Below are 15,939 nucleotides of genomic sequence, written 5' to 3'. Positions count from 1 at the left end.
GAAGTGGAGGCGGCCTTTTGCGTACTTTGCTTGCCGACGTCCCGCGCAAGGCATCAGCACTCAGCACGTAGCTGCACATAGCAAAGGGGCCCCTGCAAGCCCTAGCTATCTAGAGCCAACCTGCGGCTAATAATTAGCGGCGGAAGATTGGGTCCAAGATGTGCTGCGGGACGATGCCGGTGTAAACGGCGTAGTTGTAAGCGCCGATGATTGCGCCGACAATGGAGGTGATGCCCAGTGCAGTAGCACCCTTCTTCCAGTTGGAAGCCCACTCCGGGATGTTTTCGGAGGTTTCGGTGCCGAACATGTCCTCGCCGGTGACCTGGTCGTCAGGAGTTACGACAGGCTTGCCGTCCTCGCCCTCGGTCCATGCGCGCCAGTCCTTGCCCAGCTGGGTGAGGGAGCTGGAAGAAGAGGAGGAGGTGGTGTTCTCGTTGGTGGAGGGGGTCTCTGCAGAAGCAACTGCGGTGCCGCCGAAAGCTACGGTGACTGCGGTAGCAGCAGCAACGGCTGCGGTGCGGAAGTTACGCATTGTGAAAATACCTTTCGGAATTTTTGATTGAGCCGAGTGGCTGTTGCTTAGAAGGAAGGGCCGTGTACGAAGAAGTTGTAAACAGGGCCGATGATGCCGCCGAGCAGGGCGCCAACGCCTGCTAGAACGGTAGCACCGTAGAAGACCTTTGCCCATGCTGGCTGGCCGGAGAAGTCCTTGGAAGAACCGAAGATGCCAACAGCGTTAGCTGCCTTGTCACCTTCAAGCTTGTGGCCAAGCTCGGAGGACAGGGAGCCGCCGGACTTGCCGTTGTCGTCGTCGCCGCCCTTTGCGGTGTTGGATGGGTTCTGCGGTTGGACGGTGATTTCGTTGCCGTTCTGGTTGACGGTCTCGTCAGCGGAAGCAACGGTGGTGCCACCGAAGGCAACGGCGAGAGCGGTTGCGCCAGCGATAGCTGCATTGCGGATACGCATATCAAAATTCCTTAAAGGTCGTACTTGCAAGGCTTCCACACTGGGAAACCAAAGTGTTATTGAATGTACAGGGAACATACAGAAACACGCGGTAGCCGTGTTCGTATCGGCTCGAGCCGGTGCCCCCAGTAAATCTAGTAAAACTCTTGTCCTTTTGCGCGTCAAAGACCGGAATTTCATCCATTAAAATAACGTGTGTCCCTAAATGGTGGTGAATTTCCTGCAGTCACGAATGTGACTTCCTTGGCGTGAAATGGGAATATGCCCTGGAAGCTGGGAAAATCTGGGTATGTATGAGGAAGGTCACGTAACAATTTACTTTTGCCACTCCAGTCCCAAAAGGGCGTTTTCCACTACTTCTGGTAGCGCGGGGTGAATCCAATATTGGTTGCGGGTGAACTCCCGCATGTCCAACGAGTAGGCCATCGCGGTAATCAATTGCTGGATGAGGGTAGAAGCCTGCGGTCCCATCAAGTGAGCTCCGAGAAGCTGCCCGGTAGCGCGGTCTGCCACTAGCTTGCATATACCGGTTTTATCTTCCATGGCCCAGCCGTAGGCAACATCGCCAAAGTTCTGCACCTTGACGGTGACATCGAAGCCTTCCTCGCGAGCCTGCTTTTCGGTCCGGCCCACCGTTGCGATCTGCGGGTGGGTAAAGACGGCGGCAGGGACATTGTCATGGGGGAGCGGGCGGAGGTCTTCTGGGTGCAGCAGGTTGTGCTGTACGGAGCGCATCTCGGCATTGGCTACGTGCTTGAGCATGTACGGCGAAGAGACGTCGCCAAGCGCCCATACGCCCTCGGCAGTGGTGCGGCCGAACTCATCGGTTTTTACGCGGCCGTCGGCAAGCAGCTCAATGCCTGCCTTATCCACATCCATCTGATCGCCATTGGGGGTGCGCCCAGTGGCAACCAGAATGGCCTCTGCCTCAATAGAGGTGCCATCATCTAGCTCCAACCGCACTCCCTTGTCGGTCTTCTCGAGCTGGGTGCCATTGGCAATGCGGACGTCGAAGCGCTCGCGAGCAATCTGATTGAAGCGACTAGATAGATCATCATCAAGGTGGCGCAGCAAAGTCTCGGAGCGATTGACCACGGTGACCTCCGTGCCGAGCCCGTCAAAGACATGGGCAAACTCCATGGCGATATAGCCACCGCCCACCACAATGAGGCTTTGTGGCTGATGGTCCATGCGCATGATGTCTTCATTGGTGTAGTACTTCACGCCAGACTTGGCATAGACCTCTGGAATGACCGGGCGGGAGCCGGCCGCGATGACGATTTGCTCGCCAGTGATGACATGTTCGCCGGTCTGAATAGTCTTCGGGCCAATAAAGCGGGCGTGCTCGTCAAATACGGTGATATTTGGGGTTTCCTCCCCGCGGCGGTACTGCTCGCCGCCCCTGGCAATCTGGTCGATGCGGTTGGTGAAGACGCGGTCCACGATGGAATCCCAATCCACGCTATTGACCTGAGCATCTAGGCCTAGACGGCCGGCCTCGCGCGCGGCCACGGCGATATCGGCGGCATAGACATACATTTTAGTGGGAATGCAGCCCACGTTGAGGCAGGTACCGCCAAAAGTACCCTTTTCAATGATGGCGATCTTTTGGTCATCAAACTCCGGGCTAGGGATGGAGTTTCCGGAGCCGGTGCCGATGATGATGAGGTCAAAATGTTCCTCGGCCGCGGGCGTATGGTTCTGGTGTGAAGAAGTCACGTTTATTCCTTATATATAGGGACTAAATTACTGGACGGGTTTAGCGGAATCTAAGACGGTGGGCAACCACTCATCGCAGGCGTTGAAGGCCTCTTGCAGTGGATCCGGAAGGGATAGAAAAACATCGTGCCTAGCGCCCTTGATGGGGTGCAAGGTGTAGTGGGCGCTTAGTTCCTTTGCCCAGCGGCGCGTTTGGGCAACGTCGATGATGACATCCGCGTGGTTCGCGCTATCGGAATAAGGCCGGCCCAGTTGAGTGCGAGTGGACTGCAGCGTCAAAATTGGTACGCCGGCATCGATACGACCGCTATGGATGGCATCAAAGCCATGGAATACTGCGGCTAGCCAGCCAACATACTTCTTATGGCCAGCCAGTGGCTTAAAGCGGAGGTCAAATTCCCACTCGCCGTAGAAATCTTGGTGAACAGACTCGCCGTAGGCGGTGAAGTTGCCACCGGGCAGGGGAGTCCTGGGGACGATGCGGCCAAGTGCGTACAACAGCGGTTTGAGCGGGGTAAGAACCTGGCCGGGTACGCCCATCATGTCGAGCCACGGGCTATTGAGGATGAGCCCCTTCAAGCGCTGGTGGCGTTCGTAGTCGGTTCGGCGCAGATGATCCATCCATAGCGGGGCGATGAGGCCACCGGTGGAGTGAGCGATGAAGATAACCTCATCATTAGGGATGGCATCGAGTGCAGCGGTGAGGTCAGCAAAGTAGAACGCCAAGTCCGATACATAGTGCCATGACTGGCCGGAGCGGCGCGAGCGACCACACTTGCGCAGATCGACAGCATAAAAGTCATAACCTTGGGCGGCAAAGTGCTCGGCTACGTGGGTGTGGAAGAAATAGTCGGTCATACCGTGTAGCCACACCAATGCCGGGCGCGATGAGGCAGCGGATGGTTCGCGTGCCGCATCGCCCGCCTGCTGGGGCGCGTAGTGCACCAGCGTGGTGACCACGTTGCCCTCGCCGTCGGGGTCTGCGCCCAAGTCAATGGTGGCAGCTTCATAGTCGGGGCCGAGTTTGTCTGGGCCCCATACCGGGGAGTGTGTAACCATGCCTCGATTCTAGGTGTAATAAAGGATTTATGGTGCTGGTGCTGGGGTGTAGATAGTGGGGGCGGAAATTCCCACATTTTTGTCACTGGTCTGGGGGAGAAATCCCAAATTGCATAAGAAAAGCGTAGAGTAAGGCCTTAACGCGTGACGCACTGCCAGGTTGTCTTAGTGCAACGATGGTGGCGCGGGGCGCTAAGCGCTATAAGTCAAGGCGTAGACCGCGCCGATGGATATCTATTTTCAATTCGAAGAGGTAATAACAGAGTGTCCTCCGCTAAGAAGACAGCACAGGTTGTAGACGAGGTCGACGTAGCACTTATTGGTGCCGGCATCATGAGCGCCACCTTGGGCGCAATGCTCCGCGAGCTGGAGCCTAGCTGGACCCAGATGGTCTTTGAGCGTCTCGACGGCCCCGCATTGGAGTCCTCCTCCCCGTGGAATAACGCCGGCACCGGCCACTCCGCACTGTGCGAGCTGAACTACACCCCGGAGAAGAATGGTCGCATTGATATCTCCAAGGCTCTGGGGATTAATGAGAAGTTCCAGAAGTCTCGCCAGTTCTGGTCTCACCAGCTCAACAACGGTATTCTTACCGACCCGAGCGAATTTATTAACCCGGTTCCGCACGTGTCCTTCGCACAGGGCGAAATTCAGGTTGACTACCTTAAGCGTCGCTATGACGTTTTGAGCGAGAAGCACATGTTCCCAGGCATGCAGTTCTCCGCTGATGATTCTGTCTTTGCGGAGAAGCTGCCCCTGATGGCGCAGGGCCGTGATTTCTCCAATAAGGTAGCCATCTCCTGGACCGATGCCGGCACTGACGTTAACTTCGGCGCGCTGACCAAGCAGTTCCTGACCGCGGCTAAGGCCTCCGGCACCGAGATCCGCTACGGACATGAGGTCATCGACATCAAGCGCGATGGCTCTTCCTGGAAGGTCTATTCCAAGAACAAGCACACCGGTGACATCACGGTAGTCAAGGCTAAGTTCGTCTTCGTGGGTGCTGGCGGTTATGCCTTGGATCTGCTGCGCAAGGCCAAGGTGAAGGAAGTTGCCGGTTACGCAGGCTTCCCAGTATCCGGTCTGTGGCTGCGTTCCAAGAACCCGGAGCTTATCGAGCAGCACCAGGCGAAGGTCTACGGTAAGGCTGCTGTGGGCGCCCCGCCAATGTCCGTGCCTCACCTGGATACCCGCGTTATCGACGGCGAGAAGGGCCTGCTATTCGGCCCCTACGGCGGCTGGAGCCCGAAGTTCCTGAAGAAGGGCAGCTACCTGGACCTATTTAAGTCCATCCGCCCGGATAACATCACTTCTTACCTTGGCGTTGCCGTCCAGGAGTTCGGCCTGACCAAGTACTTGGTAGACGAGGTACGCAAGAACTTCTCCGACCGCGTTGAGACCCTGCGCGAGTACGTCCCGGAGGCAAAGGAAAGCGACTGGGAGACCGTCATCGCCGGCCAGCGCGTCCAGGTGATCAAGCCTGCAGGTGCCCCGCAGTTCGGCTCCCTCGAGTTCGGTACCACCCTGGTCAATAACCAGGAGGGCAATATCGCCGGCCTGCTCGGTGCATCCCCGGGCGCATCCATTACCCCTGCCGTCATGTTGGAGCTGCTGGAGCGTTGCTTCGGCGAGCACATGATCGATTGGGCGGATAAGATCCGCGAGATGGTTCCGTCTTATGGCATCAAGCTGCGCAACGATGAAAAGCTCTATGACGAGATGTGGGAGTACACCCAGAAGACCTTGAAGCTAGACCGCTAGAATCAGCTTCTGCCTAGGCAACCCCCTGTACCGCAATGAGACGGTACAGGGGGTTATTCGGTCTGGGCCCGGTGGACAGGAGCTAGGTGCCGCAGTAGGTGAGGTATCCCTCCAGACCATTAGGGTCCGGCGATTCGAATGAGGGGTTGGGCTCCCACGGGTGGGTTACCGCGTGGAGGAGTTCTTGATAGGGGCTCATGTCCCCGCGTTCTGCAGCGTTAAGGGCAGCTTCCACCGCGAGGTTGCGCGGGATAACCCGCGGCATCGCGCTATTAACGCGGGATGGATCGGGCGAGGACGCTAGGTACTCATCCAAAAAGTCTCCCTCGGGCAAAAGCTCACGGGCGGGGGTGGGGTGGCCCGCGGCGGCGTCGGCAAGAGCGCGGTGGGCCAGCGTAATATCTGGGCCGTTGAGCTGCATAGCAGCGGAATAAGCAGAGAGGATGTCTGGAGAGGTATCCAATGCTGCTACCATGTCTGCCTTGCGCTGGGCCTCAAAGCGATCTGTGAAGCCGTTGATTGACTCTTGCGCAAAGTCCATGGCCTTATTCAAATCCAAGTCAAAGAGCAGTAGGAGGGACTCCGCCAAGCGCGCTAGATTCCAGCCCAGGATGGAGGGTTGATTGCCAAAGGCATAGCGGCCTTGGGTATCGATGCTGGAAAATACCGTGCTCGGGGAATAGGACTCCATGAAGGCACACGGTCCATAGTCAATCGTCTCGCCGGAGATGGTGGTGTTATCCGTATTCATCACGCCATGGATGAAGCCTAAGCGCATCCACTGGGATACAGTGCGAATTTGTGCATCCATCAGCTGGAGGAAAAAGTCCCGGTAGTCGCACCCGGGATAATGGCGGGCGATGGCGTAGTCGGCCAGCTGACGTGTGTAATCCGTCTGCGCGGCTAGGTGGAAGGTGCCCACCCGGATATGGCTCGCAGCCACGCGCACCACAATTCCGGCGGGCTGTACGTGGCCGCGCTGGATGGGCCGGCCGGTGGAGATTACCGCTAGTGCTCGGGTGGTGGGCACGCCCAAGGCATGCATGGCTTCGGAAACTAGGTATTCGCGCAGCATGGAAGAAAGCGTTCCGCGGCCATCAGAGCCTAGGCGGGAAAAGGGGGTCAGCCCAGTTCCCTTGGCATGGAGATCCCACAGCTGGCCGTCATTTTCCACCTCGCCTAAAAGCATGGCGCGGCCGTCTCCCATCTGCGGATTAAACGCACCGAATTGGAAGCCAGAATAGGCCATGGCGTGTCCGCCCGCGCGACCCGTGAGGAACTCGATTCCCTCGGAGGAGCGCAGCCAGTCCGGGTCAAAGCCCAACTGCCTGGCCAGTTCCTCGTTGAGGATGACCATCTCTGGGTTCGGCTGCTCCTCACCCTCGGTGGGGCGAACCAGGTGGGGAAGCTTCTGGGCAAAATCGTGGTGTAGCTGCATCTAAACCTCCAGTGTTCCGCGCACGCGAATATGGGCGCGCCCGCCTACCCAGATATCCGTGCCGTCATCGTTGATAAATACTTCGCCCGCTCGGCCTATCTGGCTGCCTTGTGTTGCGGTATAACGCGTTGGCACCAGGTTTCGCGAGCGCATAAACTGCGCGGCGCCGCCATTGAAAGAACCCGTAACAGGATCCTCGAATTGGGTGGTAAATGCCCGAACTTCATAAGCAGGTTCTCCTTCCGCGGCTGCGGCATTGAGCCCTACAATGCCGACCTTGGGGCTCTTGGCCCGCGGCTTAACTGCGCGCACCGCGGCGGTATCGCGCAATTGGAGCAAGCGCCAGCCTGGGCCATTGTCCACCCAGCCATGGTCCACAATGTCGGCGCTTTCTAGCCCCAACCCCTCGCAGGCCTCCTCTAGCTCCGCTGGGGTCAGCGGTTCTTCGCGGCGCAGCGGCGGGGTAGCAAAGGAAAAGACTTCGCCCTCTTGGCGGACGGTTACCAAGCCCACGCCGCATTCTTGGACGATAGTTCCCTCCGACTGCGGGTGATTGCCTAGGGCGCGCCATGCAGCGGCGCTGCCCAAGGTGGGATGGCCAGCGAAGTCAAACTCTTCGTACGGGGTGAAAATGCGCACGCGGTAGTCCGCGCGGGCGTCGTGAGGTTCGAGCAAGAAGGTGGTCTCAGAAAAGTTGGTCCAGTTCGCGATTGCTTGCATCTGCTGGGCGCTAAGCCCATCGGCGCCGGCTAACACCGCTAGGGCGTTGCCGCTAAAGGCACCCGTGGCAAAAACATCAACCTCAAAGAACTCGTGCTGCATGCCCGCCAGTCTAGTCAGCCCCAGGGATGAGGACTATAGCCTAAAGCCTGCGCTAGCCTATAAGGTCATGAAGAAGCTATGGCCCGATGCACTTCGCGCGTGGGTAGGCCCACCGTGGAGAATTCTCATTCCGCTGTTTTTCTGGACTTCTTCGGTGCGGGTGGCAGAAGGTGTTATTGATGGATCCTCGCCTTTCCAAATGTTGGTCCTCGTGCTTTATGCAGTCGGTATTCCACTAGCATTATGGCTGCACCCCAAGCTCAAGGAGTACGCCATTGGCTTCATCGCAGTAATACTAACGGTGTGTATCTTTACCCCGCTGGCTGCCATGGGTAACGCTCACTTCTTCCCAGTTGCATACTGCGTATTTCTTATAGGTGCACATTCACCCAAGCGCTTACAACGGTTCTGGATAGGGTGGATTGCCTTAGGCACCTTGGCGGCCACTGCAGCGGACCTTTATGGGCGGAGACTCATGGATGGCATCGACTTTGGTCTGGAAGATGCCAACAGCATCGGCCCTCTGCCTGCTTTCGGCTTCGTCGTTATCATCGCGTGGCCGGTCATGGGATTTTTCTTCTTGCTGGGCACCAATGACCGCAAAAAGCGCGACGACCAGCAGCTGCTGATTGAACGTGCGGAGATGGCCGGCGCGGTAGAGCGCAACCGCATTGCCCGCGAGATGCATGACATCGTGGCGCATAATTTAGCGGGCGTTATTGCCCTTGCCGACGGCGCCCGGTTCGCCGCCGCCAAAAATCCCGCAGCGGCCACAGAAGCCTTGGAGACCATCGCCTCTACCTCCCGCGATTCCCTCAAACAGATGCGCGGTTTGCTCTCCGTGCTGCGAGATGGTGATTCCCGCGCCGATACCAAGGCGCCCGGCGCGAGCGATATTGCCGGTCTCATCTCGGAAGCGCGCCGGACCGGTTTCGATATCACCGTGCACGGGCTGGAGGACCTGCCGACCGAAAGCGACGAACTCTACCAATTCACCGTCTACCGCGTGGTGCAAGAACTTTTGACCAATATGATCAAGCATTCGCGTGATAAAAGGGGAGTACTGCGTTTCCGCTCTACTGGAAACGGCCTAGTATTGAGTGCCGAAAATCCGGCCGCACGCATGCCGGATAATCACAAGCCCGGCTACGGACTTATTGGAATGAGCGAGCGTGTCAAGGCCTATGGCGGCAGCGTTGCTACCCGCACCGAGGATGGACACTTCTTTATTACCGTGGAGGTACCCAATGACTAACCCTGAGCAGCCAACAGGTGCGCCCGCTGGCCCCATCCGTATCGGCCTAGTCGATGATCAGCCCCTCGTGCGCGCCGGGTTCGCCATGCTCCTTGGCTCCCAAGAGGATTTGGACGTTGCCTGGCAGGCCTCCGATGGCGATGAAGTCCTCGACCTCGCCCGCGCGCAACCTGCCGATATTGTGCTTATGGATGTCCAGATGGCCCGCGTCAATGGCATCGCCGCCACAGAAAGGCTGCTGCCGGAATTCCCGGACACCCAGGTCATTATGTTAACCACCTTCGATGACCAGAATTTTGTCCACGGAGCAATTTCCGCTGGGGCCTCTGGATTCCTGCTCAAAGACGTCGAACCGGAGGAACTCCTCGCCGCTATTCGTACCGTACATTCCGGCGAGGCCGTCCTTTCACCGCGCATTACCGCCCAGGTGCTGCAGCAACTGCGCAGCGAACAGTCTGCAGCACAGCCCGATTTACATGCCACCCCTGTTGCGGCAGCAGCTACCGCCCCTCCGGCCGAAGATCTCACGCCACGCGAGCTGGACGTCCTCAAGCTGATGGCACTGGGGTATTCGAATACCGAAATCGCGGAGTGCGAGTTCGTGTCCATGGCCACGGTCAAGACCCACGTGCGCCATATTCTTACTAAGACCAGCTCGCGCGACCGTGTGCATGCCGTGCTGTATGCCCTAACTCATGGCGTGGTCTCGGTGGAGGAGCTGCTGTCTCATCCCTAGGTATGACCCGCTAAATCACTCCCGAGGATGGTTACTTCGTGCTGGTCAGGCGGCACGATGGAAACCATGCTCAAAGTTTCACACCTTTCCAAGAATTTCCGTTCCTTTAAAGCAGTAGATGACCTCTCCTTTGAGGTCCCAGACGGTCAAGTCACCGGCTTCCTCGGACCGAATGGTTCTGGCAAATCCACCACCATGCGCATGTGCGTGGGGTTGGAGAATCCGACTTCCGGCACCGCGACTTTTGATGGCACGCCCTTCCGCGGGCTGTCCAATCCCGCTACCACGGTGGGCACCTTGTTGGACGCCACCTGGTTCCACCCAGGCCGCAGCGCCCGTGCTCACCTGGGCTACATGGCCGCGTTGCAGGGCGTGTCCATGAACCACGTGGATGACACCCTGGACCGCGTCGGCCTGACCCAGGTAGCCACCAAGCGCGTGGGCGGCTATTCGCTAGGCATGAAGCAGCGCCTGGGCCTTGCTTGTGCGCTCATCGGCGAGCCGAAGCACTTGCTTCTTGACGAACCCGTCAACGGCCTCGACCCCGAAGGCGTGCACTGGATGCGTGCCCGCATCCGCGAATTCGCCGAGGCCGGCTGCTCCGTGTTGGTTTCCTCCCACCTTCTTTCGGAGATGCAGCTCACCGCAGACCGCCTCGTGGTCATCGGCAAGGGCAAGTTGCTGGGCGAGGGCACCGTGGAGGAGTTTGTCAATGGCACGGGAGGCGCAAGCCTCGAAGTGATTGTGGACCAGCCCGATGCACTCCTGCGGCTGTTGCACGGCACCGATGCGGAGACCTCCTTTGACGGTGAGGTCCTGCGCGTGCGCGGCCTCGAAGGCTCCGACATCGGCCGCATCTGTCTGGATAACCGCATTCTCATCTCCAGCTTGGAACGCAAGCAGCCCTCCCTGGAAGAGGCCTACCTCGGCGCGACAGCCGACCACGTGGCCTACCGCTCTGCATAGTTTTTCACCTGCACAACACGCTCCATCTGCAAAGGATAGATTCACATGAACGCTCTGATTTCTGAATCCCGGAAACTATTTTCGCTCCGCTCTACTTGGATATACCTCGCCGTAGTTTCAGCTGGCATGGCTGCCGGCGCTGTCTTGTTGGCTTGGGCGAATGACTTCAATGGTACGGTCGACGGCAAGTTCGAGGCTGTCGATGTGTCTATTTCCGGTTCACTCGCCATTGTCGTGATGGTGTTTGCTGCCGCCATGATGGTAGGCGGCGACCAAAGTAAAGGAACAGTTTCATGGTCATACCTCTCATCAAATCGCCGCGTAGGTATAGTGCTGAGCCAATTTTTCATCATCACCTTTTCGCTACTGCTCGCGGCCACACTGGGCATGGTGGTAGCCACGCTGTTGATTACTGCCTTCGGAGGTGATTTCAATTTTGACAGCTTTATGCATTGGCCGGATAACAATGGGTTCATCCTTGCCTACGTTGAGTGGACTGTCTTTATCCTGTTAGCTACCAGCTTGGCCTACCTTTTGCGCAGTGGTGCATTCGCAGCGATGATTCTCGTGGCAGAGTATTTCGTCATTGAAACCGCCCTCGATGCCGTTAGCGCTCCTTGGGCTAAGGCTATCCTCCGCGTGCTACCTGATGCCAACGCTTGGGGGCTAGTAATGGGCGCCAACCGCAGTGGTGATGAGCAATCTCGAGCTGTCGCCGCTGTCGTTCTAATCGTGATGATCGTGCTCACCGTTGGTGGGTCCTGTGCGGTGGCGCGTCGTCGCTCTGTTGCGAAATAGGTACTAGACGTTACTACCCTAGTGGGCATGAGTGATGCACTTTTTGCCCGCATTGAGCCCATCCAAACCATGCGGGATGGCACGGTCAAACAGGTCAACCCGTTCTCGGGAACCGAGGTATGGACCGTGCCAGGCCGCGGCAACCGCCCGCTGTCTGTACCAGTAGCTAACCCGCAGCCACTGCAAGAGGAAGACTTTAGCCATCGCTGCGCCTTTTGCTCTGGGCGCTTGACCGATACCCCGCCGGAAAAGGCACGCATTCTGCCTTCCGGCGGGATTGTGCGTGGATTGCCCTTGCAGGAATACGATCACACAGTGCCGGCCTTTCGGCGCATCCCCAATCTGTTTGAAATCGTCTCTTATGACTATTGGCATGCCAATTACGGCTTTGAGATGGATGCCGAAACCCGCCAGCGCATGGAGAACTACCTTAGCGATCCGGTCGGCCGGGAACATGTGCTCAAGATAGTGCGCACGAAGCGCAAAGCAGCGCACTTGCCTGAGACAAGCGAAGAAGAACTGGTGGACCAGGCTGCTGGATTCTTCGCCGGCGGTCACGACGTCATCGTGGCTGGCCGCCATTTTGAGCGCGGCGCACAGGATGATTCGCAGTTGGCATCTTCGGGCACGCTAAGCGCTGAAGAACACCTGCTCTTTATGCAGCTGACTATCGACGCCATGCGGGATCTCTACGAGCGCAACCGCTACGCCCCGTACGTGGTGGCATTCCAAAACTGGTTGCAGCCAGCCGGTGCTTCCTTCGAGCACCTGCACAAGCAGCTCGTTGCTATTGATGATCGCGGTATGGCTTCTCACCGAGAGGTCCAGATGCTGCGCAGCAATATGAACATGTACAACGAGTGGGCGGTGGATTATGCCGCTAGCCGCAATCTCGTCATCGCGGAAAACGACCGTGCTGTCCTCTTCGCCGGCTTCGGACACCGTTATCCCACATTGGAGGTGTACTCCAAGTCCGCAACCTGCGAGCCGTGGCTGCAGTCGGAAGAAGAAATTCGTGCCATGAGCGATCTAGTCCACGCTGCCCACGCCGCAGTAGGCCGCGAGGTGCCCTGCAATGAGGAATGGCACCACAAGCCCGCAGACGTCGATGTTGCCCAACCATGGCGCATTCTTATCAAGTTACGTATTTCTACGCTCGCTGGATTCGAAGGCGGTACCAAGATCTACCTCAACACCATTTCGCCCTGGGACCTGCGCGATAGGGTAGTAGGCCAGCTTTACCCCCTGCGCGAATCCGGACATGTTTCCGGCTCAATACGCGTGGCGACGGAGTGCTCGGTGCAACGCAATAGCCTGCTATATAACCCGCAGTTGCGCTAAACAGACCGCGCTGGGCAAACGGTGGTCGGCTCAGCGCCTGACCAGGAGCGTGAGCTCGCACGAACCCGGCCGCGGTTCTTCAACGGTCATACCTGCGGCGCGCGCGATAGCAGCAACGTCGGCGGCGCTATAGGCATCGGCAGGAGAGAGCGCTAGCTCGCGGGCGAGGAGGCCCTTGTAGTGCTTATTAAAGTGGCTGACTACCTTGCGCGAGCCATCTTCTTGCACGCTTTCTACCCGCACCGTTACCGCGTCTTTCACCCGGCCCAATTGTTGGTACGTACCCGAGCGCAGATCAACAATAAGCTCGTCTACCCCCTCGAGAGCCTGCGTAATCTGCTTGCCCCAGTGCGATTTCATGGTGCGGCCGCTAAGTTTTGTCCCGCCCGAAAGCCGGTAATGAGGGATGGGATCGCTGGCGCGGAGGATGCCAAAAAGGGCGTCGCCAATGGCAAGGCGATCCCATGTGGGGAGGGTGGGAGCGTCTAGGGCATCAAAAAGCACGCCAGTATAACGCAACACGGCCGGCATGGTGGGGGTGGTAAAAAGCCCCTGGTTGGACTCGGCTTCACCGCGCAGCTTTTCTGAGAGTTTCAGCACCTTCATTGCCTCATCTACCGAAAGAGACTGCAGCTCAGCTGCAATTTCGCGCCGGGTTTCGTTTAGTCCCGGAAAGGAAAGCTGCGCGAAATCAAGCGCGTGGCCTGTGCCGCCGTGGTCCTTAGTTTCTGAAGGAGGGAGGATAATGAGCATATATACAGGGTAGCGAGGTATATTTTTGTGCATGATTACCCGCCTTTCTGAACTATTTCTCCGTACCCTTCGTGAGGACCCGGCTGATGCTGAGGTCCCCAGCCATAAGCTGCTCGTGCGCGCCGGCTATGTCCGCCGCGTTGCGCCGGGCGTTTATACCTGGCTGCCGTTGGGCCTGCGCACGCTGCGCAAGATTGAAGACGTAGTCCGTCAGGAAATGGATGCTATTGGCGGTCAGGAAATGCTTTTTCCTGCTTTGTTGCCGCGCGAGCCTTATGAAAAGACCAACCGTTGGGTTGAATACGGCGATAATCTCTTCCGCCTGAAGGACCGCAAGAACGCAGACATGCTACTCGGCCCTACCCACGAGGAGATGTTTGCCAGCGCAGTAAAGGACATGTACTCCTCTTATAAGGATTTTCCGGTTACGCTGTATCAGATTCAGACCAAGTATCGCGATGAGGAACGCCCCCGCGCCGGTGTGCTGCGCGGCCGCGAGTTCACCATGAAGGACTCATACTCCTTCGACATGACCGATGAAGGATTGGATGAGTCCTATGGCCGCCACCGGAAGGCGTATCAAAATATTTTCAACCGTCTAGAGATTGATTACGCCATTTGTAAGGCCACCTCTGGCGCGATGGGTGGTTCTGCCTCGGAGGAGTTCCTCGCCGTCTCTGAAGTCGGTGAAGATACCTTCGTGCGCTCTACTGAAGGCGATTATGCTGCCAACGTGGAAGCCGTAGTTACCCCAGCACCTGCGGAGAAGGACATCGAGGGCCAGCCAGAGGCGCAGGAATACGACACCCCGAATGCAGAGAGCATTGATTCACTCGTTTCCTGGGCAAAGCAAGCAGGCATTACTATCGACGGCCGCGAGGCAACGGCCGCAGATACCCTCAAATGCATGATGGTAAAGCTCTTCCACCCAGCTGCTGAGAGCGAAAAGCGCGAGTCCGAGTTGGCCGCCGTGCTCATCCCGGGCGATCGTGAACTGGATGAAAAGCGCCTCGAGGCTGCACTCGAGCCGGTGGAGTTTGAATTGGCCGGGGACAAGGACTTTGCTGACAATGACTTCCTAGTCAAGGGCTATGTTGGACCGCGCGTATTGAACGCCAATGACATTAAAATCTTGGCCGATCCGCGCGTGGTCAAGGGCACAGCGTGGATTACCGGCGCTGACGCAAGCGAGCGCCACGTGGTTGGTTGCGTGGCTGGCCGCGATTTCACCGTGGATGAGTTCATTGAGGCCGCAGAGGTCAAGGAAGGCGATCTTGCCCCGGATAACCAGGGCACGTTGACCTTGGAGCGCGGCATCGAGCTGGGCCACATCTTCCAGCTGGGCCGCAAATACACCGAGGCCTTCGACGTCCAGATTTTGGATGAAAACGGCAAGCGTGCGGTTCCCACCATGGGGTCTTATGGCATCGGCATCACTCGTATGCTGGCTGTGCTAGCCGAGCAGCGCCATGATGACAAGGGCCTTAACTGGCCGGTAGCTGTCGCGCCGTACCAGGTCCATGTGGCAGTGGCTAATAAGGACGCCGCAGCCATGGAGGCCGGCGACACATTGGTGGAAGAGCTGTCCGCCAAGGGGATCGAGGTGCTTTTTGATGACCGCCCGAAGGTCTCCCCAGGCGTGAAGTTCAAGGATGCAGAGCTGCTAGGCATGCCATTTGTGGCAGTCTTGGGCCGTGCCTTCAAGGAAGGCAAGATAGAGCTGCGCATCCGCGGCGGAGAGACCCTAGAGGTCCCGGCGGAGGAAATCGTGGACAAGATTCTTGAGCTGGTTCGCGGTTAGAAAAGCGCGCAATGATTCGCGTCGGGGTACCGTGGAAGGCATGAATTTCCAAAAGAATGGACTTTCCACGGTGCTTTCCGCCATGGGCGTATTGCACTTTGTGAAGGCGCAAACTTTCGAATCCATCGTTCCGCCGCAGCTGCCCGGCCCCGCACGGTTTTATAACTTTGCTTCTGGTCTCTGGGAGATAGTCACTGGCGCGTTGCTGCGGCGCCGCGCTACCCGTGGGTTCGGCGGTGCTTCTGCGCTTGCGCTCTTTGCCGCTGTATGGCCAGCCAATATGTACCACGCCTGGATTGAGCGCAAGGCAGGATGGCCGAAAAAGATCTACCACATCATCCGTCAGCCGCTGCAGGTGCTGCTTATGATGTATGCCTGGAATATCGCCAAGCACGAGGCTTAAAAGGAATTGGCATTGCTGTGCGCTAGCCAGGAAGACGCAGCAGAAAAGCCGGCCCCGTCCTCAACCCCGCGGAAACGCCGCAGGGTGGGGAGGAGGGGCCGGTTTTCGCTTTCGTGCCGGA

At 58.0% G+C, this 15,939-nt stretch carries 15 protein-coding genes; 8 read left to right on the top strand and 7 right to left on the bottom strand.

Annotated elements, in window-relative coordinates; all coding sequences use genetic code 11:
* Positions 1-133: 133 nt before the first annotated feature.
* The 4 genes from ACP8J1_RS07255 to ACP8J1_RS07240 form a co-directional block, all read right to left on the bottom strand.
* Positions 134-532 carry a hypothetical protein gene (locus ACP8J1_RS07255; protein ID WP_023021313.1) on the bottom strand — a complete coding sequence of 133 codons (399 nt, stop codon included), beginning with the start codon at positions 530-532 and terminating at the stop codon, positions 134-136.
* 47 nt (positions 533-579) lie between these two features.
* The gene (locus tag ACP8J1_RS07250; protein WP_023021314.1) at positions 580-966 is read right to left on the bottom strand and encodes a hypothetical protein; all 387 of its coding nucleotides are present in this window, start codon (positions 964-966) and stop codon (positions 580-582) included.
* Positions 967-1,281: 315 nt separating this feature from the next.
* Positions 1,282-2,685, bottom strand: a complete 1,404-nt coding sequence (mtr, locus tag ACP8J1_RS07245) for a mycothione reductase (RefSeq protein ID WP_023021316.1) — start codon at positions 2,683-2,685, stop codon at positions 1,282-1,284.
* Between the two features lie 27 nt (positions 2,686-2,712).
* Positions 2,713-3,744, bottom strand: coding sequence for an alpha/beta hydrolase (locus ACP8J1_RS07240; RefSeq protein ID WP_023021317.1), 1,032 nt, complete (start codon positions 3,742-3,744; stop codon positions 2,713-2,715).
* A gap of 264 nt (positions 3,745-4,008) precedes the next feature.
* On the opposite strand from ACP8J1_RS07240, the gene mqo reads away from it, so the two are divergent.
* A complete protein-coding gene (mqo, locus tag ACP8J1_RS07235; protein WP_023021318.1) occupies positions 4,009-5,505 on the top strand; it encodes a malate dehydrogenase (quinone) in 1,497 nt (498 codons plus the stop codon).
* A gap of 82 nt (positions 5,506-5,587) precedes the next feature.
* On the opposite strand, the gene ACP8J1_RS07230 is transcribed toward mqo, so the two are convergent.
* Positions 5,588-6,943, bottom strand: a complete 1,356-nt coding sequence (locus ACP8J1_RS07230; RefSeq protein WP_023027870.1) for a protein adenylyltransferase SelO family protein — start codon at positions 6,941-6,943, stop codon at positions 5,588-5,590.
* On the bottom strand, positions 6,944-7,765 hold the full coding sequence (locus tag ACP8J1_RS07225; protein WP_486696497.1) for a PhzF family phenazine biosynthesis protein: 822 nt from the start codon (positions 7,763-7,765) through the stop codon (positions 6,944-6,946).
* Between the two features lie 67 nt (positions 7,766-7,832).
* Between ACP8J1_RS07225 and ACP8J1_RS07220 the strand changes: the two genes are divergently transcribed.
* From ACP8J1_RS07220 to ACP8J1_RS07200, 5 genes are all read left to right on the top strand, one after another.
* Positions 7,833-9,020 (top strand): sensor histidine kinase, encoded by a 1,188-nt coding sequence (locus tag ACP8J1_RS07220; RefSeq protein WP_023021321.1) that lies wholly within the window; start codon positions 7,833-7,835, stop codon positions 9,018-9,020.
* On the top strand, positions 9,013-9,756 hold the full coding sequence (locus ACP8J1_RS07215) for a response regulator (protein ID WP_023021322.1): 744 nt from the start codon (positions 9,013-9,015) through the stop codon (positions 9,754-9,756). The genes ACP8J1_RS07220 and ACP8J1_RS07215 overlap by 8 nt, the downstream gene beginning before the upstream one ends.
* A gap of 66 nt (positions 9,757-9,822) precedes the next feature.
* Entirely contained in the window at positions 9,823-10,722 is a 900-nt protein-coding gene (locus tag ACP8J1_RS07210) for an ABC transporter ATP-binding protein (protein WP_034655868.1), read from the top strand.
* 45 nt (positions 10,723-10,767) lie between these two features.
* Positions 10,768-11,520, top strand: a complete 753-nt coding sequence (locus ACP8J1_RS07205; RefSeq protein ID WP_023021324.1) for an ABC transporter permease — start codon at positions 10,768-10,770, stop codon at positions 11,518-11,520.
* 27 nt (positions 11,521-11,547) lie between these two features.
* A complete protein-coding gene (locus ACP8J1_RS07200) occupies positions 11,548-12,861 on the top strand; it encodes a DUF4921 family protein (protein WP_023021325.1) in 1,314 nt (437 codons plus the stop codon).
* Between the two features lie 30 nt (positions 12,862-12,891).
* Here the strand turns inward: ACP8J1_RS07200 and yaaA are convergent, their stop codons facing one another.
* Positions 12,892-13,614 carry a peroxide stress protein YaaA gene (yaaA, locus tag ACP8J1_RS07195; RefSeq protein WP_023021326.1) on the bottom strand — a complete coding sequence of 241 codons (723 nt, stop codon included), beginning with the start codon at positions 13,612-13,614 and terminating at the stop codon, positions 12,892-12,894.
* 31 nt (positions 13,615-13,645) lie between these two features.
* Here yaaA and ACP8J1_RS07190 point away from each other — a divergent pair, with 31 nt between their 5' ends.
* Entirely contained in the window at positions 13,646-15,415 is a 1,770-nt protein-coding gene (locus ACP8J1_RS07190; protein WP_023027868.1) for a proline--tRNA ligase, read from the top strand.
* Between the two features lie 40 nt (positions 15,416-15,455).
* Positions 15,456-15,818: a DoxX family protein gene (locus ACP8J1_RS07185; RefSeq protein WP_034655866.1), complete on the top strand. Its 363-nt coding sequence runs from the start codon at positions 15,456-15,458 to the stop codon at positions 15,816-15,818.
* Positions 15,819-15,939 lie beyond the last annotated feature (121 nt).

The organism is Corynebacterium sp. LaCa_205 (assembly GCF_057458085.1).
Note: the sequence above shows the minus strand (reverse complement) of the source record. Positions and strands in the feature narration are given on the sequence as shown.